Here is a 21,912-nt window from a genome sequence, read left to right on the forward strand (position 1 = left end):
TCTGTTAAAATTCCTGGGATCGGATGAAATCCCGCAGGTCTTCTACCATCTGCCGGGGAAGCTGCCCGATATCCTCTAAAAGGAGGGGGGAAAGGGCCTCGCCCAGCTCCTGGGAGGAAAATATTTTGCCGGTAAAGAGAGGGGCGATGCGGGGAATGAAGTCCCCGTCCATGGCGTCGGAGTACAGGGCGGCTTCCTGCACCCGGCCGCTCTCCACACGCAGTTTCAATTCGATACCGCCCCAGGGGAACCGGCACTCCCCCTGCCAATCGAAGGGGATATTCCGGCCCAGGCGCCAGTCAAAGGAGGCGTTACGGGCGGCGAGGGCTGCGGTCTTATCCCCGTTCAGCTCCTCCACCGGGAAGGGGAGGGAAGGGAGGCCATACACCTGTTCAAACGCAGAGACGAGGGCTTCTTTCATAGCCTCCACCGTCAGTTCCGGCTGCAATTCCACCAGGTTGACCACCCGGGATTTCACCGAACTCACCCCTTTGGAGGAGAGCTTGGCTGCGGACACATTGAGGTAGCGGGCTACCAGATCCTTGTCTACCTGGAGCATCAAGGTGCCATGGTGGTAGGACTTTCCCCCATGGTGATAAAAGGCGTTGCCGGAGAATTTCCGCCCATCGGTGGTGGTGACGTCATTCCGGCCGGACTTTTGGGCGGAAATGCCCAGGGAGGCCACCGCTTGCAGGATAACATCCAGCTGGCGGGAAAGATCGTAATCGGGGCTGTTCATCAAAAAGGTGAAGTTGAGGTTCCCCAAATCGTGGAACACCGCCCCGCCCCCGGAGAGGCGGCGGGCCAAAAAGCCGCCGTCCTCCTCCAGCTCTTTGACCCGGCATTCCTTCCAGGCGTTCTGGTTTTTGCCGATAACCACCGTCTTTTGGTTCTGCCACAGGTAGAGGATGCAGCTCTCCTTTGGCACATGGGTGAGGAGCATTTCCTCCAGGGCCAGGTTTTCATAGGGGTTGAAGCCGGTGCCCATACAGGTGTACAAGGTCTTGATCATAAACGGATTCCTCCCAAGGGTTAGGTTCGGGACTGCTGAGGAGCCGGTGCGCCCAGGTGGCTGCGGAACAGCAGATAGGATAGCAGTGCGCCGCCCAGGATGTTGCCCAGGGTCACCGGCAACAGGTTGGCGAAGAAGAAATTGCCCCAATTGAGGGCCGGGAGGGAGAGCCCCTCCAGCGCCGAAGCGTATTGGGGAAGGGTCCCAACAAACAAACCAGCGGGGATGTAGTACATGTTGGCGACGCTGTGCTCAAACCCGCAGAAGATGAAGAAGGCCACCGGTAGGTAAGCGCCCATCACCCGGCCACTTAAATCCTGGGCGGAGAGGCTTAAAAGCACCGCCAGGCACACGAGGATGTTGCACCAAAGACCCAGCACCACCCCTTGGGGGAAGGTGAGGCTGCATTTGGCGGAGGCAGTGCGGGCCATGGCGGCAGCCAGGTCGGCGGGAAGCCGGCCAAAGTAGACATAGCTCCCGGCGACAGCCGCGGCCCCCACAAAGTTGCCCAGGTAGACGATGGCCCAGCTGCGCAGCATGCTGCCCAGGGAGGTTTTGCGGTCCAGCACCGAAAGGGTGATGAGGCAGTTGCCGGTGAACAGCTCCGCCCCCGACAGGATGACTATGGCAAGGCCAAAGGGGAACAGAAGGCCGCTGATCAGCTTGGCCAGGGAGGGGTTGGCCACCGCGTAGGTGGCCGTGGCTGAGGCGGCGCCCCCCAGGGCGATCAGCGCACCAGCTAAAACCGCCAGCAAAAAAGCGGGCAGAGGGGCGCGCTCTGCCTTGGCGCAGCCGGTGGCACAGTAGTTTTCCAGCGTCTGGGCCGGGGTGAACAGGCTCATTTCGACGCCTTTTCCGCGGCTTCCACCACGTGTTTCACCAGCACCGAAGTGGTGACGGTGCCCACGCCGCCGGGCACCGGGGTGATGGCCTCCACAATGGGTTCCGCCTCTTCAAACTTCACGTCTCCAGTCAGCTTGCCGTCCTCCAGGACGTGGATCCCCACGTCGATGACCACCTGGCCGGGGGAGAGGTATTCCTTCCCCACCACGCCGGCTTTGCCAGCGGCGACGATGAGAACCTCTGCCTCCCGGCAGAGGGCAGGCATATCCGCCGTGCGGGTGTGGCAGACGGTGACGGTGGCGTTTTTTTGGAGCAGCAGCATGGCGGCAGGCTTGCCCACCACCAGACTGCGGCCGACGACCACCGCTTTTTTGCCCTGGAGCGGATAGCCGTAGTGGTCCAGAATCTCCATGCAGGCTTGGGCGGTACAAGGGGGATAGCCTTCCCCGGAGCCGGAGAATACCCCGGCCAGGGAGCCGTCGGTGATGCCGTCTACATCCTTTTGGGGGGCGAGGGCCCGGCGGATCCGCTCCCCGTCAATGTGCCCCGGCAGCGGGCGGAACAGGAGGCAGCCGTGGATGGCAGGGTCAGCGTTGATCTCTTCTATGGTGGCCAACAGGGTTTCCTCCGGGACATCGGCGGGCAGGAGGAACTGCTTCACCCCGACGCCGATCTTCTCGCAGCGCTTGATGGCCCCTTTTTCATAGGAGATGTCGTCCCCCCGCTCCCCCACCCGCACAATGGCTAGGGTGGGGAGGATGCCCTTCTCTTTGAGGGCGCTGGTTCTCTCTGTAAGGGATTGGTTTAGGGCGGCGGTCACCGCCGCGCCTTTGAGGATGGTTGCCATAGGTGTTTCCCCTCCTATTGCAGCCGCTCCAGCACCGACTGGTAGATGGCATCCGCCCGGGCGGTGTAGGCAGTCAGCATGGCGTTGGCTTTTTGGTTGATCTCTTCGGCATAGGCCCGGTCGGCCATGGATTTGGTGTTGATGAACACATTGAGGCTGGCGCCCAGCAGTGCCGCCTTGCAGAAGGCGACCCCGACCCCGGCGTCCGACAGGGCGATGGCGCTTCCCATCTTGGCAAAGCCGTCCATTAGGTCGATGGCCTGGCAGCACTTCTCCATGATTTCAAAGGGGACCTGGCAGGCCTCCTTCAAAACGACGGCCATAACCCGGGCCTTCTCCGCCTTTTCTTCCTCGGTGGCCTTGGGCATGCCGTAGGCTTTTGAGAGGGGTTCAAACACCTGGGCGTCCCGCTCCACCAGGGCGAGCAGGTCGTTTTGTAGGGCGGTGGCCTTCTCCTGGAGGGCGATCACGTCCGTTTCCACCGCGGCATATTTCTTCTTGCCCACGGTCAGGCTGCCCACCATGTTGCCCAGGGCGGTGCCGATAGCGCCCACCAGGGCGGAGGCTCCCCCCCCGCCCGGCACCGGCGCTTTGGAAGCCAGGACGGTGACGAAGTCCCGGCAGCTTTGTGTGGTAAAGTCCATAGTCATTCTCCTTTGCCCATTAGAACAGGCCCTGGATTTTGCCGGTGGCGTCCACGTCGATCTTCTCGGCGGAGGGGACCTTGGGCAGGCCGGGCATGGTCATGATATCCCCGGTCAAGGCCACGATGAAGCCTGCGCCGGCAGAGACTTTCAGGTTGCGCACCTGTACGGTAAAGCCGCGGGGCGCACCCAGGAGCTTTTGGTCGTCAGAGAAGCTGTACTGGGTCTTGGCCATGCAGATGGGCAGGTTCCCAAAACCCAGCTCCTCCAGCTTTTTCATCTGTTTCCGGGCGCCGGCGGTCAGCTCCACTTTATCGCCATGATAAACTTTTGTGACGATGGCGTCAAGCTTCTTTTCAATGGGAAGGTCCAAGTCGTAGCAGTTGGTGAAGCTGCTCTCCTCTTCGCAGAGGCGGACAACCTCTTCCGCAAGGGCCTTTCCGCCCTCGCCGCCCTTGCCCCACACTTCGGACAGGGCCACGTTGACCCCCAGGGCGCGGCATTTTTCCTCGATGAGGGCCAGCTCAGCCTCGGTGTCGGTGGGGAAGCGGTTGATGGCCACCACTACGGGAAGGTGGAACACCTGGGTGATGTTTTCTACATGCTGCAGCAGGTTGGGCAGGCCTTTTTCCAGGGCCTCCAGGTTCTCATTGCCCAGGTCGGCTTTGGCCACCCCTCCGTGGTGTTTTAGGGCGCGGACGGTGGCGACAATGACCACGGCGGAGGGGCGGAGGCCCGCCATGCGGCATTTGATGTCCAGGAATTTCTCCGCCCCCAGGTCGGCGCCGAAACCCGCCTCGGTGACGGCGTAATCGCCGAACTTCAGGGCCATCTTGGTGGCCATAATGCTGTTGCAGCCGTGGGCGATGTTGGCAAAGGGGCCGCCGTGGATGAAGGCGGGGGTGTGTTCCAAGGTCTGGACCAGGTTGGGTTTCAGGGCGTCTTTCAGGAGGGCGGCCATGGCGCCCTGGGCTTTCAGGTCGCCGGCGGTGACCGGTTTGTCGTCGTAGGTGTAGCCCACGATGATCCGGCCCAGCCGCTCCTTCAGGTCGATGAGGTCGGTGGCCAGGCAGAGCACCGCCATGACTTCGCTGGCCACGGTGATGTCGTACCCGTCTTCCCGGGGGACGCCGTTGACCCGGCCGCCCAAGCCGTCGGTGACAAACCGCAGCTGGCGGTCGTTCATATCAACGCAGCGCTTCCAGGTGATGCGGCGGGGGTCGATGTTTAAGGCGTTGCCCTGGTAGATGTGGTTATCCAGCATGGCGGCCAGAAGGTTGTTGGCCGCGCCGATGGCGTGCATGTCGCCGGTGAAGTGGAGGTTGATGTCCTCCATGGGGACGACCTGGGCATACCCGCCCCCAGCTGCACCGCCTTTGACGCCGAACACCGGGCCCAGGGAGGGCTCTCGCAGGGCGACTACCGCTTTTTTGCCGATCTTGCGCAGGCCGTCTGCCAGTCCCACGGTGGTGGTGGTCTTGCCTTCGCCTGCGGGGGTGGGGGTGATGGCGGTGACCAGGATCAGCTTGCCGTCCGGTTTTCCGGCGCACTCGGTGAGGACGTTGTAGTCGATCTTCGCCTTGTAGTTGCCGTACTGTTCCACATATTTTTCATCAATGCCAACCGCGGCGGCCACGTCGCGGATGTGGTCCATTTTCGTCTCCTGGGCGATTTCGATATCGGATTTAAAAGCCATAAGTATCTCCTTTACAGATCGGGTGGATAAACGGTGAAAAAGAAAAAGCTGAAAGACCGCCGGGGGGAACCGTCCTTTTGTGTTGTCCGGTTCCCCACACCAAGGCGGGGGAGGCGCCTTTTTGGTCTTTCAGCCTTTTTTAGTTGTGAAGGGTCAAAACCTACTCTGCGAACTGATACCGCAGGCGGGGATTCCGGGCCGCGCCAACCTCATCCAGACGGCGGACGGGGGTTGTGAGGGGAGCCTCGTGGAGGGCTTCGGGGTTGGAAACCGCCTCTTGGTAGATTTTGTGGAGCACCGCCACCGCCTCGTCCAAAGTCTCCTTGGACTCGGTTTCGGTGGGCTCTACCATCAGAGCCTCCTCGACGATCAGCGGGAAGTACATCGTCGGCGGGTGGATGCCGTTGTCCAGAAGGGCTTTGGCGATATCCATGGCGGAGACGCCGTGTTCCTTCTTCATCCGGGAGAGGGTCATGACAAACTCGTGCATACAACCGGTGTCAAAGGCCATGTCATAGACGTCTTTGAGCTGGCTCATCAGGTAGTTGCAGTTGAGGACGGCGTTCTGGGCCGCCTCGGGAATGCCCTCTTTGCCCAGGGTGAGGATGTAGGTCAGGGCCCGCACCACCACCAGGAAGTTGCCGTAGAAGTCCTTCACCGAGCCGATGCTCTGGGGGCGGTCATAATCCAGATGGTAGCCGTCCTCAGCCTTTACTGCCATGGGGGAGGGGAGGAAGGGGGTGAGGATCTTCTTGCAGCCCACAGGTCCTGCGCCGGGGCCGCCGCCGCCATGAGGGGTGGAGAAGGTCTTGTGCAGGTTGAGGTGGACCACGTCGAAGCCCATGTCGCCGGGCCGGACGATGCCCATGACTGCATTGAGGTTGGCGCCGTCGTAGTAGCACAGGCCGCCCGCCTCATGGATGATCTTGGTGATCTCTAAGATGTTCTTGTCAAACAGGCCGACGGTGTTGGGGTTGGTCAGCATCAGGCCGGCGGTGTCGTCGCCGACTGCTTCCCGCAGTTTTTCCACATTGACGCAGCCGTCCTCATAGGAGGGGACACTGACCACATGGAAGCCGGCCATGGCGGCGCTGGCGGGGTTGGTGCCGTGGGCGGAATCGGGGACGATGATCTTGGTGCGCTTGGTGTCGCCCCGGGCCGCGTGGTAGGCTTTGATCAGCAGAAGGCCGGTCAGCTCTCCATGGGCGCCCGCCGCAGGCTGGAAGGTCATGTTGTCCATGCCGGTGATCTCGCACAGCAGCTGCTCGGCGGTGCACAGCACTTCAAGGGCGCCCTGGACGGTGGATTCCGGCTGCAGGGGGTGGATCTTCTGGAACCCGGGCAGGGCCGCGGCCTCTTCATTGACTTTGGGGTTGTATTTCATGGTGCAGGAGCCAAGGGGGTAGAACCCGTCGTTGACGCCGTGGGTGCGTTTCATCAGCTGGGTGTAGTGGCGGGAAAGGTCGTTCTCCGCCATCTGGGGCAGATGCAGCGGCTGTCTGCGCTCTTTGCCCTGGGGGATGGACGCCACGGGGACATCGCACTCCGGCAGGATGGAGCAGCCTCTGCCTTGCTGGCTCTTCTCAAATATCAGTTTCATTGGGCAGCCACCTCCTTTACAATCGCCACCAGACGGTCGATGTCCGCTTTGGTGTTCTTCTCGGTGCAGCACCACAGGATCGAGCCCTCATAGGCCCCGGTGAGGGGCAGGCCGCCCAGGATGCCGTGTTTTTCCAGCTCGGCCATCAGCTTGTGGGGGCAGATGGGGCAGCCGGTGACAAACTCGTGGAAGAATTCCCCTTGGTGTTTGCGCCCGAAGCCGGGGATTTTAGAGAGCTCCTGAGCCAGGTAATGGGCTTTGGACATACAGAGGGTGGCGGCTTTCTGGAGGCCGTCAGCTCCTACGGCAGCCAGGTAGACCGCGGCGGTCATAGCGCATAGGGCCTGGTTGGAGCAGATGTTGCTGGAGGCTTTCTCCCGGCGGATGTGCTGTTCCCGGGCCTGGAGGGTCAGGACATAGGCCCGTTTGCCGTCCAGGTCGGTGGTCTCGCCCACGATGCGCCCCGGCAGCTTGCGGGTCATGGACGATTTGGCGGCCATAAAGCCCAGGTAGGGGCCGCCGAAGGAAAGGGGCATGCCCAAGGGCTGGCCTTCGCCCACAGCGATGTCCGCACCGCACTCGGCGGGGGTTTTCAGGATGCCTAGGGAGATGGGGTTGCAGCCGACAATCAGCTTGCCGCCTGCGGCATGGATGACCTCAGCGGCTTTTTCCACATCCTCCAATAAGCCGTAGTAGTTGGGCTGTTCAATGTACAGGGAAGCGGTGGTTTTGCCGTCCAGCTCGCCTTCGATGGCGGAAAGGTCGGTGACGCCGTCTTTTTCTGGGACGACCACCAGCTCAGTCCCGGAGGAGAAGCAGTAGGTTTTCAGCGTCCGCAGCACCGAGGGGTTGCAGGCGGCCGACACATAGGTGACGGTGCGGCTGCGCTCCCGGCACATGGAGGCGGCTTCGGCGGCGGCGGTGGCCCCGTCGTAAACCGAGGCATTGGAAGCATCCATGCCGGTGATCTCACAGATCATAGTCTGGTACTCAAAGATGGACTGGAGGACGCCCTGGCTGATCTCCGCCTGGTAAGGGGTGTAGGAGGTCAGGAACTCCTCTTTGGAGGTGACGCTCTTGACAATGGCGGGGATGTAGTGGTCGTAGGCGCCCGCACCGCGGAAGATGGAGGGGAAGATGGTGTTTTTCCCTGCCATTTCTGCCATCACCCGGCTGACTTCCAGTTCGGATTTGCCGGCGGGGATGTCTAAGGGGCGGTTCAGCAGCACCTCGTGGGGGATGTGGGCGAACAGGTCCTCCATCTTGGAGAAGCCGGCCGCTTCCAGCATCCCTTGGCGCTCATCCCGGGTGTTTGGAACGTAAGAGCCCATTTACGCCTCCTCCTTTGCAAGAAGCTCCTCATAAGCCTCGGCCGAGAGCAGCTCTTCCTCCTGGGAGATTTCGCCCACCTGGATGAACCAAGCTTCATAAGCTTCTTTGTTCACCAGTTCGGGGTGGTCCAGCAGTTCTTCGTTGATGGCGGTGACGGTGCCGGAGACAGGGCTGTACACGTCAGAGACCGCTTTGACCGATTCCACGTCGCCAAAGGTCTCGCCCACCGAGACTTCATCCCCTTCCTGGGGAAGGTTGATGAACACCAGGTCGCCCAGCTCATGCTGTGCGTAATCGGTTAGACCCACCTTCACGGTGCCATCGTCCAGTTTCTTGACCCATTCGTGGGATTTTGTATACAGCAGATCGGTTGGATTTTTCATGTTGCATTCCTCCTATTGATTCTGTTTAATGTTGTATAGTTTCGGGCGTGGGGCAGTGGCCCCGGCCGTTTGGGACAATGGGGAAACAGCTCTATTGGGAAGGCCGCCCAAAGGGGGGGAGGGAAAGCGACCTCCCAAAGGAAGAGCCGGAAGTTAAGCTTTTTTATAGAACTGGGATTTGACTACCTCAGCGTCCACCTTCTTGCCGCGGATCTCCACCTGGACGGTGGCGCCCAAGGGTGCGGGCTCCTTCTCCACAATGGCCATGGCGTAAGCGCCGCCCAGGTAGGGGCAGTGGGTGCCGCTGGTGGTGTGGCCGATCAATTTGTCGCCGGCGTAGACGGGGAAGTTCTCCCGGGCGATGCCCCTCCCCAGAATCTTCAGGCCCACCCGTTTGATGGTGGGGGCGCCCATCTCCTCCATGGCTTTTTTGCCGATGAAGTCCTCTTTGTCCATCTTGACGAACATGCCAAGGCCGGTTTGCTTGGGGGTGATGTCGTCGGTCATCTCGTGGCCGTAGAGGGGCATACCGGCTTCCAACCGCAGGGTGTCCCGGGCGCCCAGGCCGCAGGGGATGAGGCCGTTCTCTTTGCCTGCATCCAGCAGGGCGTTCCACAGCTCAGCAGCTTTGTCGGGGGCGCAATAGAGCTCGAACCCGTCCTCGCCGGTGTAGCCGGTCTTGGAGATCAGACAGTCCACCCCGGCTACCTTGCCGGTTTGGCAGAAGCTGTAGTATTTGGTTGGGATGTCCCTCTCGTCAGCCAGTTTGGATAGAATGGCCTGGGACTGGGGTCCCTGGAGGGCGACCTGGGCCACCTCGTCGGAGATGTCTTTAAAAGTGACATCCCCGATCAGGTGGCTGCGCATCCAATCGGCGTCCTTGTGGCGGTTGGCTGCGTTGACAACGACCAGGTAATCGGTGGGCTCTTTGAGGCAATAGACGATCAGGTCGTCCACCACGCCGCCCTTTTCGTTGCACATGGGGCTGTAGCGGACATCGCCTGCCACCATGTTGGAAAAGTCATTGGTCATCAGGTGCTGGACGTTTTTGAGGGCGTCGGGGCCGGAGAAAACCACTTCGCCCATGTGGGAGACATCAAAGAGGCCAGCCTTGGTGCGCACCGCCATATGCTCGGCGATGACGCCGGTGTCGTACTGCACCGGGAGCAGATAGCCGGCAAAGGGGACAATTTTTCCGTTTAAAGCTACGTGGCAATCATAAAGTGGGGTTTTCAGTTCCATGGAATACGCTCCTTTCCAAAGTGGGTCAAAATAGCCGTAAAATGGCTTTGCTGCAACAGGATTCTGGGGGAAGGCCCCGATGGACATTTTATAAGTTCGCCTGTGGCTGCTTATAAAAAACAGAGGCACGCCGGTAAGAGCGCGCCTCTGTTGCGATACCTGAAAGATTCCCCGACCCGCCGTTTGGGCCAAGTTGCTTCATCGGTGTTGAGGCACCTGCCAAAAGGAGGTCTCAACTCTCCAGAGTTCCGTCCAGATCCGGTACTTTTGCCTGAGAGTTTTTTTGCGCATACCCCTTTGGCTCCAACACAATATCTTGTTGTGTTGACCTCTCCCGGATCCTTCAACCGCAATATATGCAAGGCGATCCAGAGGATGCCCCGTTTGTACCTGCATTATAGCCAACAACCAAAATGTTGTCAACCAGGGGGTTTGACAAAGAAACGGCAATGCTTGTGATTTCCTAGACGAACCTAGGAGAACTATCCAACATCACCCCGAGTTTTGCCGGAATTCCGACGAAGAAATTTTGATTTCGGAGAAGATCACACCCCATTTTTGGTGATTAATTCAAAAATATTTTTAGAAAATTCTTCCGCTAAAAAGATATAATTTTGCGATTCGGTCTTCTGTTTAACAATGTTTGTTACAGAAATGACAAAAAATTTCCAGCCTTGGCAGTGAGTTGGAGTTTCCACAGAAAGGAAATAGGGCCCCACCCCCGCCAACCAATTTTGTCAAGGGGTCAGCACAGGGCTGGAACTATTTTCTGGACAGAGGGGAACAAAAAGGGGAACCCCCAGCCGGGGGTTCCCCTTCCTTTGCCCTAATATTGTTTACTCGGCGAGCAGCGCTTGGGCCAGGGCGTCCAACTCCGCAATGGAGGCGTCGTTTATGGCCGATTTCACCGAGACCACAGGCTGTGCCAGGCGGATCTCTTTCATCCCCTCAAAGGCGGCTTTCATCTGCTTGGCAGCGGTGGGGGCCCAGGTGCCGTTTTCCACAATGCCCACTGTGCGCTTCTGATAGTTCTTGGCCTTGATGTGGGAGAGGAAAGCCTCCATGGGCGGGAACAGGCCCCCGTTGTAGGTGGCGCAGGCCACGACCAGATGGCTGTAGCGGAAGGCGTCGGAGACGCACTTGGCCATGTCGTCCCGGCACAGGTCGGCAACCACCACCGGAAGGCTGGTTTTCTCCCGCAGGAGTTCCGCCAGTTTCTGGGCGGCCATCATGGTGTGGCCGTGGATGGAGGCGCAGGCGATGAGGATGCCCTTGTCCTCTGGCTCATAGCGGCTCCAGGTATCGTATTTCTCCAGGTAGTAGCCCAGGTCTTTGTCCAGAATGGGGCCATGAAGAGGGCAGATTTTGGCGATGTCAAGGCCGGATGCCTTTTTGAGAAGGGCCTGGACCTGGGCGCCGTATTTGCCCACGATGTTGATGTAATACCGGCGGGATTCCTCCAGCCAGGGTTCGTCGGTGTCCAGGGTGCCGAACTTGCCGAACCCGTCGGCGGAGAAGAGGAGTTTTTCGGTCTGCTCATAGGCGACCATCACCTCCGGCCAGTGGACCATAGGGGCCATAAAGAACTGGAGGGTGTGGTTCCCCAGAGAAAGGGTGTCCCCTTCTTTGACCACGACGGTGCGGCCCTCCAGGCACAGAGGGAAGAACTGGGCGATCATGGGGAAGGTTTTGGCGTTGCCCACAATCTGCATCTCCGGGTACTTCTCCGCCGCCCTGTGGATGCTGGCCGAGTGGTCCGGCTCCATGTGGAGGACCACCAGGTAATCGGGGGTTCTGCCATCCAAAGCGGCCTCCAGGTTGGCCAGCCACTCCTCGGTGGCGCGGGCGTCCACCGTGTCCATGACGGCGATTTTGTCGTCGAGAATCAGGTAGGAGTTGTAGGAGACGCCATTGGGGACGTCGTATTGGCTTTCAAACAACTGGATGGTTTTGTCGTCCACGCCGATGTACCGCACGTGGTCGGAGATCTGGATGTTGCTCATGGTGCGATTCCTCCCGTAAAATATATTGTAAAGGCTGATAAAAACAACCCATGGGGATAGCCTTATCTTGCTTGGGACGAGCCTGTCCCCGTCCGGCCGGAATTTTTTCCGCGGCCGCATTCCACTGGCAGCGCCGGAGTTTTCCCAGCAGGCTTCTTGGTATAGTGTGCCCGTTTTCTGGGCGAGGCATCGCCTCCCGACGGGGAAATCCGGAGATATGGGGCTCAGAAAATGGCGGCTGAATCGCCCTTTTTGGGCAAGGTACAGCTTCCTTTTCATACTAACAAAAAAGGGGGGAAATTGTCAACGGAACACCCCTTTTTCTGGGGGAGAAAAGCAAATTTTGCTTCGGTGGGGTTCCCGGTTGGGATGGCAGCTGGGCTTTATTGGATCACCAGGATCGGACACAGTGGACAGATCTGCATGCAGTGGATTCATCGCGGGATGGGTTGTGTTGCGATAGGAAAAATTTCCCCAAGCGGGGAAAAGATGCCTGTGGTAAATGCGGGTGCAAAGCCGCGATTAAAGCGAAAGCCCCGACCGCAGCTTGTGCATTGAGGTTTTTGGTTGGCGTTCCCGAGGTGATCCCACACCCGACCTAACATGGAAGTCACAACCCTTCTTGGAACAAATTCATAAAAAATTTCCTTTTGCATTTTACACAAAATATTTTCATTGAAGGTGCGTTGTGATATAATAAAATTCTAATTATGCTCAGAACAAATGGTGTCGCTATGAACAAATATATTGGACAGCACCTTGCTGTTTTAAGATGCGAAAAAAAGATTTTGATTGTTGAAGAAACTGCATCTGCCGGTAGATGTAGCTCCTTCAACGCGGCTTCTTCATGCCCTGCGTCAGCCTGTCTTTATGACAGTGCGGCGTGGGGCATTTTTGTTATCTGAATGTTTAAGGGAGGACACCATGAAAAAAGAAAAATCGAAGACTTTATTGCCCTTTACGCATCAGAAGATGAGGAAAAGCTGGTACTGATCCAAAGCGGCACCAGCGCGGACAAAACCTTTCTGGATACTTTCTGGACGGCGCATAACCATGCTCTCGCCATGGCGGATGTCCAGAGCGGACAGGTAATCTCCGGCCACTGCTACCTGAGCTGGCCGCTGACAGACAAGGAACGGGAAGCCGGAGACTATTCCAAGCTGTTTGCCAAGGGCCAGGTCTACCGAATCAAAGCCCGCGGCTGGAAAGGTGATGCCTTCAGCGAACCTCAGTGGTATGTCACGGAGGTACTGGAGGAAGGTGTCCCCTGCCCGGCACTGGAGGAAATCTGGACGGAATACACAAAGCCCATTCTTCTGGAAGATGCAGTGCTGGGAACCCTCACCCTGGATCGTGAGATGAGCACATTCGATGGAACCTGCAAGTGGATGGGAAAAGAAGTCCGGATTTCGTTGGATGTGGAGATTGAAAAGAAAGCGTCCTGGACTCGTGTCACCAATGTGATGAAGAAACTGCTGGCAGATCAGGAAGTCTGGGACAAGTCCCTGCGGGCGATGGCTGCCCAAAAGCTCACCGCTCTGGCCAACGAATGGCTGGCCGACAATGACCAGACCGACCGGAACCCGGAGAAAGACCCCATCACTGAGGATGAGTTCGCCCGGCGCATCCTACTCACCGAGTTTACAGTATCTCCTGGCGGGCGATTTACCGTCTGGTATGAGGACGACGATATGTTCTGGGGCCATGTGGTCACTGTGGATGGGACACTGAAAAAAGGTCCCGTTGACGCTGATATACAGGGATAAGCAGAGGAGGAAACCTAAATGAACAGCGAGCAGATCACGGCTTTTTTACAGGAGCATTGGTATATTGCCTCGGTGATGATTGGCACAGCGATTTTGCTTGGAGCGATCCGTAACTGGAGCTGGCTCTGTAACCCCACTGGTACGCGGGATGCCCACCGTCACAGCAGAGGATACCGGCGTGTGCTTTTCTTCCTGTTGGGTGTCCTCCTGATTGTAGTGAGCATCTGGGGATTTGTGCTGAAATTGAAATAGGAGGAGAAAGACTATGATGACTGAGAAATATCCCACCTGGCTCACCGGCCATGTGAAAGAATGGGCGGAGAAGCGTCTGCCCACTGTGACACTCTGTTCCACCACCGGCAATGAACTGCTGGAGGTTTGGTATTATGGAGATCTGCTCACGGTGAAAGGAGAGCCCCAATCCTATATTGTAGATGGCGATGCGGCTCCCGGACTGGTGACAGCCCGTGACCCGGAGAGCGGCGAGGAGTTCATCATCTTTGACGGTGGACGGCATGGCTACGATAATATGTTCTGCGATGAACACGATCCAGCCGAACTGGAGCACCGTCCCCTCAAGCGGTATGAGATCCCTGCCTCCAAACTGGTGCTGGAGCTGGGGTACAGCGTTGACTATGAGGACGAAAAAGAGGACTTCGAACCGGACGAGGCGGATACCGTGGAACTGATCAACGGTGAACGGATGCCGTGGGAACAGGTCAAGCGGGACGGCATCGACTATATCGCCCTTTACTATGTGAACGAGAAAGGAAAACCAGTCCAGATCTTGGACGCGGAGCTGGCATGAGTAAGGAGGAGCAGAGATGAAGCTGAACTGTAAACGCATTGATTTTATATATACACCCGGCGAGGAAATCTTCAACTTTCCCGAGGAATCGGGACTGCCCTTTATCTTCGATGTAGAGGAAGAACTGACCGGCGATCCTGCTGCCATGGATGCGGTGGGAGAAATGCTGGATGAGGCGGAGAAATTGGCGGAAAAGGCCAAATCCGCCATTAAAGCGGCGCTGGCGGACGAGGACAGCCGCTACCATAGCGTTGTGACATTTTTCATGGAGTTCCACCGGGACGATGTAGGCCCGGATATTGCGGCGGAACTTTTTCCGGGAACCGATCCATCCAAGCTGTCCTTTGCCGAGATGGTGGACTTTTTGAAGCTCAAGCGGTTCGGCAGTCTGGTGGATAGCGAGATGAATCAGCAAGTTTTCATTCTGGATCTGTCCTTCAACCCGGAGATTACCGACGAGCTGATGGTAATCTACTTTGATTTGAAGAAGGAGATTTTTTGTATTACTCATGAGAGCTGAGGTGGTACCCCATGACGAAAGAACGCATCCTCATCTCCGGCGATCTGGGCAGCAAGGTCAAGCAGCTGATGGAGTACGCCGGGTGGCAGGAAGGGCGAAAAGTGGACATCTCCATTGCGGAGAAATATTACGCCGACCATGACGTCCCGATGATGAAGACCACCCAACGGTTTTACCGCAAATATTTCGGCCTGTGCTGTGAGTGGTACTTGGCGCAGAAAAAGCTGAAATGGGCGGCTGACTTTGAGTTTGCTTTGTTTCCTTACCTGGTCAATGGAATCAAAAACCATTTGGAGGACGCCTATTTCCGGGATATGTCCGGCTGTGAGCTGGCGGAAATTGAGCAGACAGCTGGTCAGAAGTGCCAGCCCATCGGCCATATCGGCTACTACTACCCGGCAGAGGTCTGGATCTCAGAGCACGGGAAACTGTATGCGAAATATGAGTATCAGGACGAGATCGAGTGCTTTCCCGATGTGTTTGCCCTGATCGAACGGGAACTGCGGCAGTGCAACTTTGATTCCGCTGCCATGAAAACTGTGGAGGCACTGGACGGAAAACTATGAAACAGGACTTTACTATTTGGCGCAATCAAATATTGCAGAATCCGCGGGACATTTCACCGCTGAAATTCGGAATATCGCAGGATGAGGTCATAGAGATCTTCGGGAATCCCGATGCCGTTTCCACCATGAGAAGCGGCGGGAAGCCTTTGATCCTCAAATACCATGACATTGAACTGCATTTCGGTGGGAAATCCCATCATGGGCTCTACTTAATTTACAGCGACGATGAGATCGAGTTTAGCATCACAGCCGAGCACGAAGAAATGCTCCAACCGATCACCAACACAGAGCCGGTGGACAACGAGTTTTTCCTCAAGGATGGAGCGGTTTACTTCTCCGGCCTATATGAAAACGGCCTTTTGAAGGGTGTTGCGCCCAAAGACTTCTGCTGCTGGCATTACTGGGGCAAATCCTCTACGGCTTGCTTTCTCGGTGGGATTCGCCTGCGTGGAGCAGACCCGGCATCGTTTCGGGTGTTAAACTATGCCTACGCGATGGACAAAACAGCCGTCTACACCACCAGCGGGAGAATCCCAGATGTAGAGCTGGCAGCCTTCCAGGTATTAGACAACGGCCAGAACGATTCGGGTGCGCCCCAGGGATATGCAAAGGACAGCCGGCAAGTCTACTTCCACAACGGAGACGGCAAGGTGAAGATCATCAAGGGCGCGGAAGTTTCCTCTTTCCGCTCATTGGGCGACACCTATTTTGCCAGAGATGAGAAACGGATCTATGCCTACGGCAAGCAGCTTCCCAAAGCAGAGCTGACTTCCTGGGAACTGATTGGGCACTGGTATTCCCGCGATGCCAAACGAGTGTACTACCTCAACCGTGAGATCAAGGGGGCGGATCGGGACAGTTTCACAGTCTGCACCCCGTTGGACGCACCTCTGCTCGCTGACCATTTGGCCCGCGATAAAGACCACTTTTACCAGAACGATGAGATAATGGAAGAAACACAGTGGCTGGAACAGCTGCGCAAAATGACCCAAGAACCGTAAACGGAGGAAAACGGCTATGGACTATTTGAAGATATTGCATGAAAACCCTGATTTGGCAGAGGAATTTGATTCGCTGTTTGACTTCTTCCTGCTGAATGAGTTGTCCCCGCGGGATGACGCAGAAGGCCGATGCACCTTCTCCCTGCCCGGCATGGCGTTTGCCAGAGATGGCTCCGGCGGAGAATACCACCTGTTGGAAGATGGCTCCATTGGATATTACAGCAGCGAAGGTGAGACAGGCCGTCTGGCTGAGAGCATGGATGACCTTTTTTCACTGATCGTGAGCTGCATCTGCTGGCACGACTGCTGTGATGCAAAGGAGTATGTGGATTCCAAAACACTGGAGGAATATGGGCAGAGACAGCGTAACACCAACTTGGAAGATATGGATGTGGACAGCTTGCGGCGGGTGTCTGATGCGCTTGGTATCCCTACCGGTGAGCCGCTGGCTCTGGTTCTGGAGCGATTCCGCAAAGCAACCCAGCGTGAGCCTCTGTATCAGTGTATATTTCACGAGGACGACGGAAGCCTGACCGAATCATACGGTTTGATGTTTGAATGAGAAAGGAGAAATCACGATGAAAACATTTGACCCCAATTATAAGCTGCTGGACGAGATGTACCAGGACGGCTATTACCCCGATTTTCTGGTGGACAAGGTAAAGGACGAACTCCAGAAGGTCATCGGCCTGCTGGAGAGCGGCGAAACCGATACCGAAGTGATACAGGCAACGCTGGATGAGGCGGTCTGCGGTATCAATGATCTCCAGGAGGAGTTTGACGAGAACGACAGTGAGATTGAAACGGTGGCACGGGAATGTATCGCGTCAACCGTGGCCTATATTCTGGAGTGGTTTGGCATCCCCATTGACACCGAGGAGGCTATTCGGGAAAGGGACTGGTAATAACAATGACGATTGAAGATATGCTCGGGGATCTGCACAAGATCGACATTCTGGCGGAGAAACGCGAAAGCAATGAAGTATTAATGGTTTTGGTCTGCAATGGCTTTATTGACGGCTCTCCGGAAACGCAAAAGGCCCTGCTGGACAAGATGGAAGGTTACCTAAATCATACACAGAGCGAAGAATTTCAGAAGGAATATGGGAAATGGTCTGTAATTTTGCGGGTCACTTTTGATGAAGAACCCGACCAGCTGGTGGTGGAGCTACTCAGCAAGTGCCAGCCCTGGGCGGATGATTATGGCGTAAAGTTGGAATTTGAAATCGGAGGAACGCCTGTTCACTTTGTGGAGCAGAGATGACATCCCTGGAAAGGAAGACTTACAACGATGGAATGGCCAAAACGGGCGCGGACAGCGGACTGGGAAAACGGTGTCCTGACCTTAGACGGAGAAAAGAAATTTGAGATCCCAGAGCTGACCATGGAACTCATGGAGCGGCTGGCCGGTTACACCCTGGTGGGATTCCATGTGAAAGGTTATCCGGTGACCGATGAACTGCTTGCCCCCTTTGCCGGGCACAAAAGCATGGCCAACTTCGGCGTGGAGAACGGCGCACTCACCGACGCCTGTTTCCCCGTCTTTTCCGCTATGCCCAAGCTGCGCTATCTGCTGCTGGACGGCAATGCCGCCATCCACGGCAGCGGTCTGTCCGCCTTGCAAGGCTGCAAGCTGGACCTTCTGACCCTCAACCGCACCGGGCTGGACGATGCCGGTCTTCTCCAGGCGGCCTCCATCCCCAAACTCTCCCACATCCAGATCGACCATACCGCTGTTACCTATGAGGGCCTGCTGGCCATCGCCGGCAACAACTACATCAAGCCGGTGGCCCATGTGCAATTCACCAAGGAGCAGATGGAATACTTCTCCCAAATCCAGCGGGAAAGGGCCAAAAAGCCCGCCAAGCTGAACGAGCAGGCTGCGGAGGAATGCCGCAGGGTGTTGTCCGCTTTCTTTGCCGAGATGACAGAATGGGAGCAGTACATGGAGCAGGTTGAGTTTGAAGATGCCGAGGCTACGCCCCGCCTGCTGGAGATCTGGAAGAAGTATGTGAGTGAAAAGCCCCGTCCGGGCTACCGGCCCCTGGGCCTCTCGTACAGTGCCCAGGGCACCTACAAGGGGGAGCAGTTCCTGGACGCGGAGCAGATCACCAAGAACAAGCTCTACATCTACACCAGAGAGAAACACACCGGCTTTGACCGCCGCTTTCTTATGAAGCGTGTGGGCGAAGGCTGGAAGATTGATGCGGTGCAGGAGCGGCTGAACGGCTGGCAGCGCACGGAATTGTGAGGCATCACATGGCTTGGGAATATGAAACCTTTGGCCCGGACGGTCAATGCAAATTGTTCGGTGTGAACATCTTTGACTACGACTGGCAAACCACCGGCAAGCGGGTAAAAATCAAAGACCCCATCTATCACCAAGACCATACCTTCGAGGTCTGGCAGGTAGAGATTGATGGGCAGATCCACCGCTTTGCTACTGGAGAGTTCTCCAACTGCGTATGGGGATTTTATTTAGAGAAAGACGGATGAAAGGAGTGTGTGGGCGCATGAGCCGAATCGTCGATAAACCCTACTTTACATACAGTGCATACAACGCCCTGACCTCCGGCATTCAGGTGAAATGCCCCAAGTGCCACGGCGCGGGTGTGGTGACAGCGGATGAGGATAACGCCTATTTCCGCTGTTTGAGTTGCGGCCATCAGGAGACCCGCGACCGGACGATCTACCGCTATGATGTCCATAACCAGTGCAAAAACTGCGGCAGATACTATCGGGTGGATATTGAAGATGAGGAAAGGCAGCACTTTTCCGTTCTCCATGTGGCCTGTCCCTATTGTGGGACAACCATGTCGGGAGAAGTTCATAAAACAGCTGAAGCATTTTCCTATACTGCTGAGATTCAGAACGGACGGGAACCTTATTTTGGCCTGGAGCTGTGGTTTTTGACCTCCTTCCAGGGCAAGCCGGTCTGGGCACTCAACCGGGAGCACCTTGCCTATCTAATCGGCTATCTCAGCACCGACCTGCGGGAAAAGCCGCCGGGAAGAGCGAAAAAGACTCAGGCCGACCATCTCCCCACCTTCATGAAAACCGCAAAAAACCGGGAGCAGATCGTGAAGCTGCTGAAGAAGTTACAGGAGGGTTGAGGACGGAGCAGAAAGTTATTTATAACGGCCAAATTCTTACTCTGACTCACTTTTGGGCAACGGGAGAGCCCTGCCTGTGGATCACCGACCCACAGCAGATCGAGATGCCTAAAATGGAATTTGTGGGAGGCCACCCGGACGAATACTGCATTTTCCTGAAAAATCTGACTAAAACAGAGCTGGCACAGATCACATCTCTGGACGGTGCTCCACTGGATGTGAAAGAAGAACTAAGCGACATTGAATGAGGAGAACACTATGAAAGACCTTTGCCAATACGGAAACCGGCCGGAGGACGAATGGGAAATCTTGCTCTGGATACCTGATCCGCGCCCGCCCTTCAAAATCTGGGTGAAGCCGGAGCAGATCGCGCCATTCTTTCTCATTCCCCACCACCCCTATGCCATCTCCCTTCTGCTGAAAATCAGCGACGGATTTCGGGTAGAAGAATTCTGCCGGCTGGGGCTGACCGGCAGCAGCGGAGACTGGGAACGGCTGGCCCGGGGTGTGATCCGGGAGTTCGAGGAAGGCAACAGCGGCGAGGATCTGTTTCACTTCGACTCCGACGAGGATGTGTTCTGTGTCTACTCCCAATATATCGACGACCTGATGATGCTGGCCAAAATGATCCGGGCGGCCTGTGCCGATGAAAAAACGATGGGGATGTATCTGAACATGAGCGAGGCAGCGAAAGCATGAAAGAGTTGACCACTCAAACAGGGATTATAGTAAAATGCAGTAAAACGGCCATTGAATTTTTCCAAAATGCTCAGTCAGTGGATTTCTTTGCCGCGCTGGAGATTCCAAAGGAATTCCAAGGTATAGCGGTTGAGTTTTGTGATTTGTTTATGGAAAACAATCATCTCGCGGCCTTGCTGGGCTGTCGTGGCAATTATGATATTGCAATACAGATAGATGAGGTAACCGGCACCATGACGGGGTGGCATTGGTTCAAATGAGGGAAATGGAATGATCGAGTACATCAAACTCTTTTGGGAGAGCGCACCAGAGGGAGAACCACCGGTCATCCTCTATGAAGTGGATACCGAAAATGAGCGGCTGGCCCTCCGCTCCATCGACATCTTTGCAGATGGACGCACCCGCAATATCCCCGACCTTTACGACGGTGCCATCGAGATCACGCCCGTCCCCACTGTGGAGGAACTGAACGCCCATGTCTGGGGCGAGGAATTCCACGCCTGCGTCATAGAGAAAGCGGAATTTGAGGCCAATTGGGAGAGCCAATTTTATTACTTGGGAATGGAGGATTTAACATGAGTAAGGAACTTGAACTATATAAGATATTTATTGACGGTCTTGTGGAGCGGAAAGACAGTATGACAGCCCGGTGGGTCAAGGGCGATGGTTTCCCCAAGACGGAGGACAATAAGGCGAAAAACGAGCTTCTCGCCACATTGACCCCAGAACAGAAAGGTATAATAGCCGAGATGCTTCAGGACGAACATATTGCGGGTATCCATACTGCCCTTGCTTATATCAATAAAATGATGGATCTGGATGGTTTGGAGCTTCATCAGGACGGTGAAGCCTATTCCAACGACTATTTTGAGAGTTTGCACTATGACTTCATCAGCCGCTGTGACGGCGATGAGTGGCCGGAATAAAAGGAGGCGTGACGAATGTATATCAAAAAATACTGGGGCAACTTTATTGGAGGTTCCGATGACAGCCTGAACCTTGTGGCATTTTTAGAGGATCAGAAAAAGGAGGAAATCCCCCTCAGCGAGATCTTCGCCAAAATCGGACTGGACAAACAGAACTGGGACTTCCGCCAGACCGTGGAGTATCTGGAGTTCACCCACTCCAATGGCGTGGAGATGGACTTCCACTTCGCCATTGATGTGGTCACCGACCTGGCCGCCATCCTGCTGGAGTGCAGCGTCAGCGGCAGTGTGAACCTCCACGATCTGGACGAGTACAACACCCCCTCCCGCCGCATCCGCATCACCGCCACGCCAGAGGAACACGACGCCATGAACAAGGCTCTGGAGGATTTTACCCAGAACCCGCTGGAATATGACCTCAGTGAGATGATGGACGACGAGGAGATCCAGGAGATGGCTCGGGATGTGGAGGCCCTGCGGAGGGAGCTGTACGAGGCAGCTGGCCGCAACCGGGATTACCATGTAAAGGCGGAAGATGTGAAACATCTGCTTCCCGACTGGGAAGGTGCCGATGGCTGCATTGCCACCAACCGCATCACGGTGGAGGGCTGCAAGGTTGGCTACTGCTACCGGGAGGAGCCGGACGGCGGCTGGGACAGCGGCTGGCGCTTCACCGCCGGGGATGAGAGCGAGGCGTACATGGACGACCCCAACAACGCCGGGATTTACAAGCTGAACACAATCTGCAACGACGATCCCGACATCATCCCTCTGCTGAACACCCCCGCCCCCTGCGCCTTTGAGCGGGATGAGAACGGCGTGTTCCAGCAGATCAAAGACTGGAAATCGGATGAGGACGAGGAGGACCCTGATATGGACATTTTGAAACAGTGCCAGAAGTGGCATGAGAA

28 protein-coding genes and 2 riboswitches are annotated in these 21,912 nt (G+C 56.5%); of the genes, 18 read left to right on the forward strand and 10 right to left on the reverse strand.

Annotated features, from left to right (window positions below; genetic code table 11):
• Window positions 1-4: 4 nt before the first annotated feature.
• The 10 genes from BQ5353_RS07485 to BQ5353_RS07530 all read right to left on the reverse strand — a co-directional run bounded on the left by BQ5353_RS07485 (window position 5) and on the right by BQ5353_RS07530 (window position 11,602).
• Window positions 5-1,012: a lipoate--protein ligase gene (locus BQ5353_RS07485; protein WP_071427625.1), complete on the reverse strand. Its 1,008-nt coding sequence runs from the start codon at window positions 1,010-1,012 to the stop codon at window positions 5-7.
• A gap of 20 nt (window positions 1,013-1,032) precedes the next feature.
• The gene (locus tag BQ5353_RS07490; protein WP_071427627.1) at window positions 1,033-1,854 is read right to left on the reverse strand and encodes a formate/nitrite transporter family protein; all 822 of its coding nucleotides are present in this window, start codon (window positions 1,852-1,854) and stop codon (window positions 1,033-1,035) included.
• Window positions 1,851-2,702 carry a bifunctional 5,10-methylenetetrahydrofolate dehydrogenase/5,10-methenyltetrahydrofolate cyclohydrolase gene (locus BQ5353_RS07495; RefSeq protein WP_071427629.1) on the reverse strand — a complete coding sequence of 284 codons (852 nt, stop codon included), beginning with the start codon at window positions 2,700-2,702 and terminating at the stop codon, window positions 1,851-1,853. The genes BQ5353_RS07490 and BQ5353_RS07495 overlap by 4 nt, the downstream gene beginning before the upstream one ends.
• 14 nt (window positions 2,703-2,716) lie before the next feature.
• Window positions 2,717-3,346 carry a cyclodeaminase/cyclohydrolase family protein gene (locus BQ5353_RS07500; RefSeq protein ID WP_054331380.1) on the reverse strand — a complete coding sequence of 210 codons (630 nt, stop codon included), beginning with the start codon at window positions 3,344-3,346 and terminating at the stop codon, window positions 2,717-2,719.
• 19 nt (window positions 3,347-3,365) lie between these two features.
• The gene (locus BQ5353_RS07505) at window positions 3,366-5,042 is read right to left on the reverse strand and encodes a formate--tetrahydrofolate ligase (RefSeq protein ID WP_054331381.1); all 1,677 of its coding nucleotides are present in this window, start codon (window positions 5,040-5,042) and stop codon (window positions 3,366-3,368) included.
• A 160-nt stretch (window positions 5,043-5,202) separates the two neighbouring features.
• Window positions 5,203-6,642 carry an aminomethyl-transferring glycine dehydrogenase subunit GcvPB gene (gene gcvPB, locus BQ5353_RS07510; RefSeq protein ID WP_054331382.1) on the reverse strand — a complete coding sequence of 480 codons (1,440 nt, stop codon included), beginning with the start codon at window positions 6,640-6,642 and terminating at the stop codon, window positions 5,203-5,205.
• Window positions 6,639-7,973: an aminomethyl-transferring glycine dehydrogenase subunit GcvPA gene (gene gcvPA, locus BQ5353_RS07515; RefSeq protein ID WP_054331383.1), complete on the reverse strand. Its 1,335-nt coding sequence runs from the start codon at window positions 7,971-7,973 to the stop codon at window positions 6,639-6,641. The genes gcvPB and gcvPA overlap by 4 nt, the downstream gene beginning before the upstream one ends.
• Entirely contained in the window at window positions 7,974-8,357 is a 384-nt protein-coding gene (gcvH, locus tag BQ5353_RS07520) for a glycine cleavage system protein GcvH (protein ID WP_054331384.1), read from the reverse strand.
• Between the two features lie 153 nt (window positions 8,358-8,510).
• Window positions 8,511-9,599, reverse strand: a complete 1,089-nt coding sequence (gcvT, locus tag BQ5353_RS07525) for a glycine cleavage system aminomethyltransferase GcvT (protein ID WP_054331556.1) — start codon at window positions 9,597-9,599, stop codon at window positions 8,511-8,513.
• Between the two features lie 145 nt (window positions 9,600-9,744).
• Window positions 9,745-9,845: riboswitch (glycine riboswitch) on the reverse strand.
• A 3-nt stretch (window positions 9,846-9,848) separates the two neighbouring features.
• Window positions 9,849-9,946, reverse strand: a riboswitch (glycine riboswitch).
• Between the two features lie 489 nt (window positions 9,947-10,435).
• Window positions 10,436-11,602 carry an FprA family A-type flavoprotein gene (locus BQ5353_RS07530; RefSeq protein ID WP_071427630.1) on the reverse strand — a complete coding sequence of 389 codons (1,167 nt, stop codon included), beginning with the start codon at window positions 11,600-11,602 and terminating at the stop codon, window positions 10,436-10,438.
• Between the two features lie 905 nt (window positions 11,603-12,507).
• Between BQ5353_RS07530 and BQ5353_RS07540 the strand changes: the two genes are divergently transcribed.
• The 18 genes from BQ5353_RS07540 to BQ5353_RS07625 all read left to right on the forward strand — a co-directional run.
• Window positions 12,508-13,368 carry a DUF2262 domain-containing protein gene (locus BQ5353_RS07540; RefSeq protein ID WP_071427632.1) on the forward strand — a complete coding sequence of 287 codons (861 nt, stop codon included), beginning with the start codon at window positions 12,508-12,510 and terminating at the stop codon, window positions 13,366-13,368.
• An 18-nt stretch (window positions 13,369-13,386) separates the two neighbouring features.
• Window positions 13,387-13,620 carry a cytochrome D ubiquinol oxidase subunit II gene (locus BQ5353_RS07545; RefSeq protein WP_054331387.1) on the forward strand — a complete coding sequence of 78 codons (234 nt, stop codon included), beginning with the start codon at window positions 13,387-13,389 and terminating at the stop codon, window positions 13,618-13,620.
• A gap of 13 nt (window positions 13,621-13,633) precedes the next feature.
• Window positions 13,634-14,176, forward strand: coding sequence for a hypothetical protein (locus BQ5353_RS07550; RefSeq protein ID WP_054331388.1), 543 nt, complete (start codon window positions 13,634-13,636; stop codon window positions 14,174-14,176).
• Between the two features lie 16 nt (window positions 14,177-14,192).
• The gene (locus tag BQ5353_RS07555) at window positions 14,193-14,696 is read left to right on the forward strand and encodes a DUF2004 domain-containing protein (protein ID WP_054331389.1); all 504 of its coding nucleotides are present in this window, start codon (window positions 14,193-14,195) and stop codon (window positions 14,694-14,696) included.
• An 11-nt stretch (window positions 14,697-14,707) separates the two neighbouring features.
• Entirely contained in the window at window positions 14,708-15,262 is a 555-nt protein-coding gene (locus BQ5353_RS07560) for an SUKH-3 domain-containing protein (protein WP_054331390.1), read from the forward strand.
• Complete coding sequence (locus BQ5353_RS07565) at window positions 15,259-16,263, forward strand: DKNYY domain-containing protein (RefSeq protein WP_054331391.1); 1,005 nt, start codon at window positions 15,259-15,261, stop codon at window positions 16,261-16,263. Before BQ5353_RS07560 ends, BQ5353_RS07565 begins: the two co-directional genes overlap by 4 nt.
• A gap of 16 nt (window positions 16,264-16,279) precedes the next feature.
• Window positions 16,280-16,825: a hypothetical protein gene (locus tag BQ5353_RS07570; protein ID WP_054331392.1), complete on the forward strand. Its 546-nt coding sequence runs from the start codon at window positions 16,280-16,282 to the stop codon at window positions 16,823-16,825.
• A 16-nt stretch (window positions 16,826-16,841) separates the two neighbouring features.
• Window positions 16,842-17,168, forward strand: coding sequence for a DUF5713 family protein (locus BQ5353_RS07575; RefSeq protein ID WP_054331393.1), 327 nt, complete (start codon window positions 16,842-16,844; stop codon window positions 17,166-17,168).
• 5 nt (window positions 17,169-17,173) lie between these two features.
• Window positions 17,174-17,527 carry a DUF6572 domain-containing protein gene (locus BQ5353_RS07580; RefSeq protein WP_054331394.1) on the forward strand — a complete coding sequence of 118 codons (354 nt, stop codon included), beginning with the start codon at window positions 17,174-17,176 and terminating at the stop codon, window positions 17,525-17,527.
• Window positions 17,528-17,554: 27 nt separating this feature from the next.
• A complete protein-coding gene (locus BQ5353_RS07585; protein WP_071427634.1) occupies window positions 17,555-18,514 on the forward strand; it encodes an NTF2 fold immunity protein in 960 nt (319 codons plus the stop codon).
• An 8-nt stretch (window positions 18,515-18,522) separates the two neighbouring features.
• Complete coding sequence (locus tag BQ5353_RS07590) at window positions 18,523-18,759, forward strand: hypothetical protein (RefSeq protein WP_054331395.1); 237 nt, start codon at window positions 18,523-18,525, stop codon at window positions 18,757-18,759.
• A 17-nt stretch (window positions 18,760-18,776) separates the two neighbouring features.
• Window positions 18,777-19,376, forward strand: a complete 600-nt coding sequence (locus BQ5353_RS07595; RefSeq protein ID WP_071427636.1) for a hypothetical protein — start codon at window positions 18,777-18,779, stop codon at window positions 19,374-19,376.
• Window positions 19,373-19,624 carry a hypothetical protein gene (locus BQ5353_RS07600; RefSeq protein WP_054331396.1) on the forward strand — a complete coding sequence of 84 codons (252 nt, stop codon included), beginning with the start codon at window positions 19,373-19,375 and terminating at the stop codon, window positions 19,622-19,624. Before BQ5353_RS07595 ends, BQ5353_RS07600 begins: the two co-directional genes overlap by 4 nt.
• Window positions 19,625-19,634: 10 nt before the next feature.
• On the forward strand, window positions 19,635-20,075 hold the full coding sequence (locus BQ5353_RS07605; protein WP_054331397.1) for an immunity 51 family protein: 441 nt from the start codon (window positions 19,635-19,637) through the stop codon (window positions 20,073-20,075).
• Window positions 20,072-20,335, forward strand: coding sequence for a hypothetical protein (locus BQ5353_RS07610; RefSeq protein WP_054331398.1), 264 nt, complete (start codon window positions 20,072-20,074; stop codon window positions 20,333-20,335). The genes BQ5353_RS07605 and BQ5353_RS07610 overlap by 4 nt, the downstream gene beginning before the upstream one ends.
• A gap of 10 nt (window positions 20,336-20,345) precedes the next feature.
• Window positions 20,346-20,654: a DUF6881 domain-containing protein gene (locus BQ5353_RS07615; protein ID WP_054331399.1), complete on the forward strand. Its 309-nt coding sequence runs from the start codon at window positions 20,346-20,348 to the stop codon at window positions 20,652-20,654.
• A complete protein-coding gene (locus BQ5353_RS07620) occupies window positions 20,651-21,001 on the forward strand; it encodes a DUF6547 family protein (protein ID WP_054331400.1) in 351 nt (116 codons plus the stop codon). The genes BQ5353_RS07615 and BQ5353_RS07620 overlap by 4 nt, the downstream gene beginning before the upstream one ends.
• 15 nt (window positions 21,002-21,016) lie before the next feature.
• Window positions 21,017-21,912 (forward strand): immunity protein Imm33 domain-containing protein (locus tag BQ5353_RS07625; protein WP_074026319.1); only part of this gene is annotated, 896 nt, incomplete at its 3' end.

It is taken from the genome of Merdimmobilis hominis (assembly GCF_900104615.1).
GTDB lineage: Bacteria > Bacillota > Clostridia > Oscillospirales > Ruminococcaceae > Merdimmobilis > Merdimmobilis hominis.

Bases quoted from the DNA above. Each gene is read 5' to 3' on its own strand.
- BQ5353_RS07485 (WP_071427625.1), bottom strand. From the start codon at position 1,012: ATGATCAAGACCTTGTACACCTGTATGGGCACCGGCTTCAACCCCTAT.
- BQ5353_RS07490 (WP_071427627.1), bottom strand. From the start codon at position 1,854: ATGAGCCTGTTCACCCCGGCCCAGACGCTGGAAAACTACTGTGCCACC.
- BQ5353_RS07495 (WP_071427629.1), bottom strand. From the start codon at position 2,702: ATGGCAACCATCCTCAAAGGCGCGGCGGTGACCGCCGCCCTAAACCAA.
- BQ5353_RS07500 (WP_054331380.1), bottom strand. From the start codon at position 3,346: ATGGACTTTACCACACAAAGCTGCCGGGACTTCGTCACCGTCCTGGCT.
- BQ5353_RS07505 (WP_054331381.1), bottom strand. From the start codon at position 5,042: ATGGCTTTTAAATCCGATATCGAAATCGCCCAGGAGACGAAAATGGAC.
- gcvPB (WP_054331382.1), bottom strand. From the start codon at position 6,642: ATGAAACTGATATTTGAGAAGAGCCAGCAAGGCAGAGGCTGCTCCATC.
- gcvPA (WP_054331383.1), bottom strand. From the start codon at position 7,973: ATGGGCTCTTACGTTCCAAACACCCGGGATGAGCGCCAAGGGATGCTG.
- gcvH (WP_054331384.1), bottom strand. From the start codon at position 8,357: ATGAAAAATCCAACCGATCTGCTGTATACAAAATCCCACGAATGGGTC.
- gcvT (WP_054331556.1), bottom strand. From the start codon at position 9,599: ATGGAACTGAAAACCCCACTTTATGATTGCCACGTAGCTTTAAACGGA.
- BQ5353_RS07530 (WP_071427630.1), bottom strand. From the start codon at position 11,602: ATGAGCAACATCCAGATCTCCGACCACGTGCGGTACATCGGCGTGGAC.
- BQ5353_RS07540 (WP_071427632.1), top strand. From the start codon at position 12,508: ATGTTTAAGGGAGGACACCATGAAAAAAGAAAAATCGAAGACTTTATT.
- BQ5353_RS07545 (WP_054331387.1), top strand. From the start codon at position 13,387: ATGAACAGCGAGCAGATCACGGCTTTTTTACAGGAGCATTGGTATATT.
- BQ5353_RS07550 (WP_054331388.1), top strand. From the start codon at position 13,634: ATGATGACTGAGAAATATCCCACCTGGCTCACCGGCCATGTGAAAGAA.
- BQ5353_RS07555 (WP_054331389.1), top strand. From the start codon at position 14,193: ATGAAGCTGAACTGTAAACGCATTGATTTTATATATACACCCGGCGAG.
- BQ5353_RS07560 (WP_054331390.1), top strand. From the start codon at position 14,708: ATGACGAAAGAACGCATCCTCATCTCCGGCGATCTGGGCAGCAAGGTC.
- BQ5353_RS07565 (WP_054331391.1), top strand. From the start codon at position 15,259: ATGAAACAGGACTTTACTATTTGGCGCAATCAAATATTGCAGAATCCG.
- BQ5353_RS07570 (WP_054331392.1), top strand. From the start codon at position 16,280: ATGGACTATTTGAAGATATTGCATGAAAACCCTGATTTGGCAGAGGAA.
- BQ5353_RS07575 (WP_054331393.1), top strand. From the start codon at position 16,842: ATGAAAACATTTGACCCCAATTATAAGCTGCTGGACGAGATGTACCAG.
- BQ5353_RS07580 (WP_054331394.1), top strand. From the start codon at position 17,174: ATGACGATTGAAGATATGCTCGGGGATCTGCACAAGATCGACATTCTG.
- BQ5353_RS07585 (WP_071427634.1), top strand. From the start codon at position 17,555: ATGGAATGGCCAAAACGGGCGCGGACAGCGGACTGGGAAAACGGTGTC.
- BQ5353_RS07590 (WP_054331395.1), top strand. From the start codon at position 18,523: ATGGCTTGGGAATATGAAACCTTTGGCCCGGACGGTCAATGCAAATTG.
- BQ5353_RS07595 (WP_071427636.1), top strand. From the start codon at position 18,777: ATGAGCCGAATCGTCGATAAACCCTACTTTACATACAGTGCATACAAC.
- BQ5353_RS07605 (WP_054331397.1), top strand. From the start codon at position 19,635: ATGAAAGACCTTTGCCAATACGGAAACCGGCCGGAGGACGAATGGGAA.
- BQ5353_RS07610 (WP_054331398.1), top strand. From the start codon at position 20,072: ATGAAAGAGTTGACCACTCAAACAGGGATTATAGTAAAATGCAGTAAA.
- BQ5353_RS07615 (WP_054331399.1), top strand. From the start codon at position 20,346: ATGATCGAGTACATCAAACTCTTTTGGGAGAGCGCACCAGAGGGAGAA.
- BQ5353_RS07620 (WP_054331400.1), top strand. From the start codon at position 20,651: ATGAGTAAGGAACTTGAACTATATAAGATATTTATTGACGGTCTTGTG.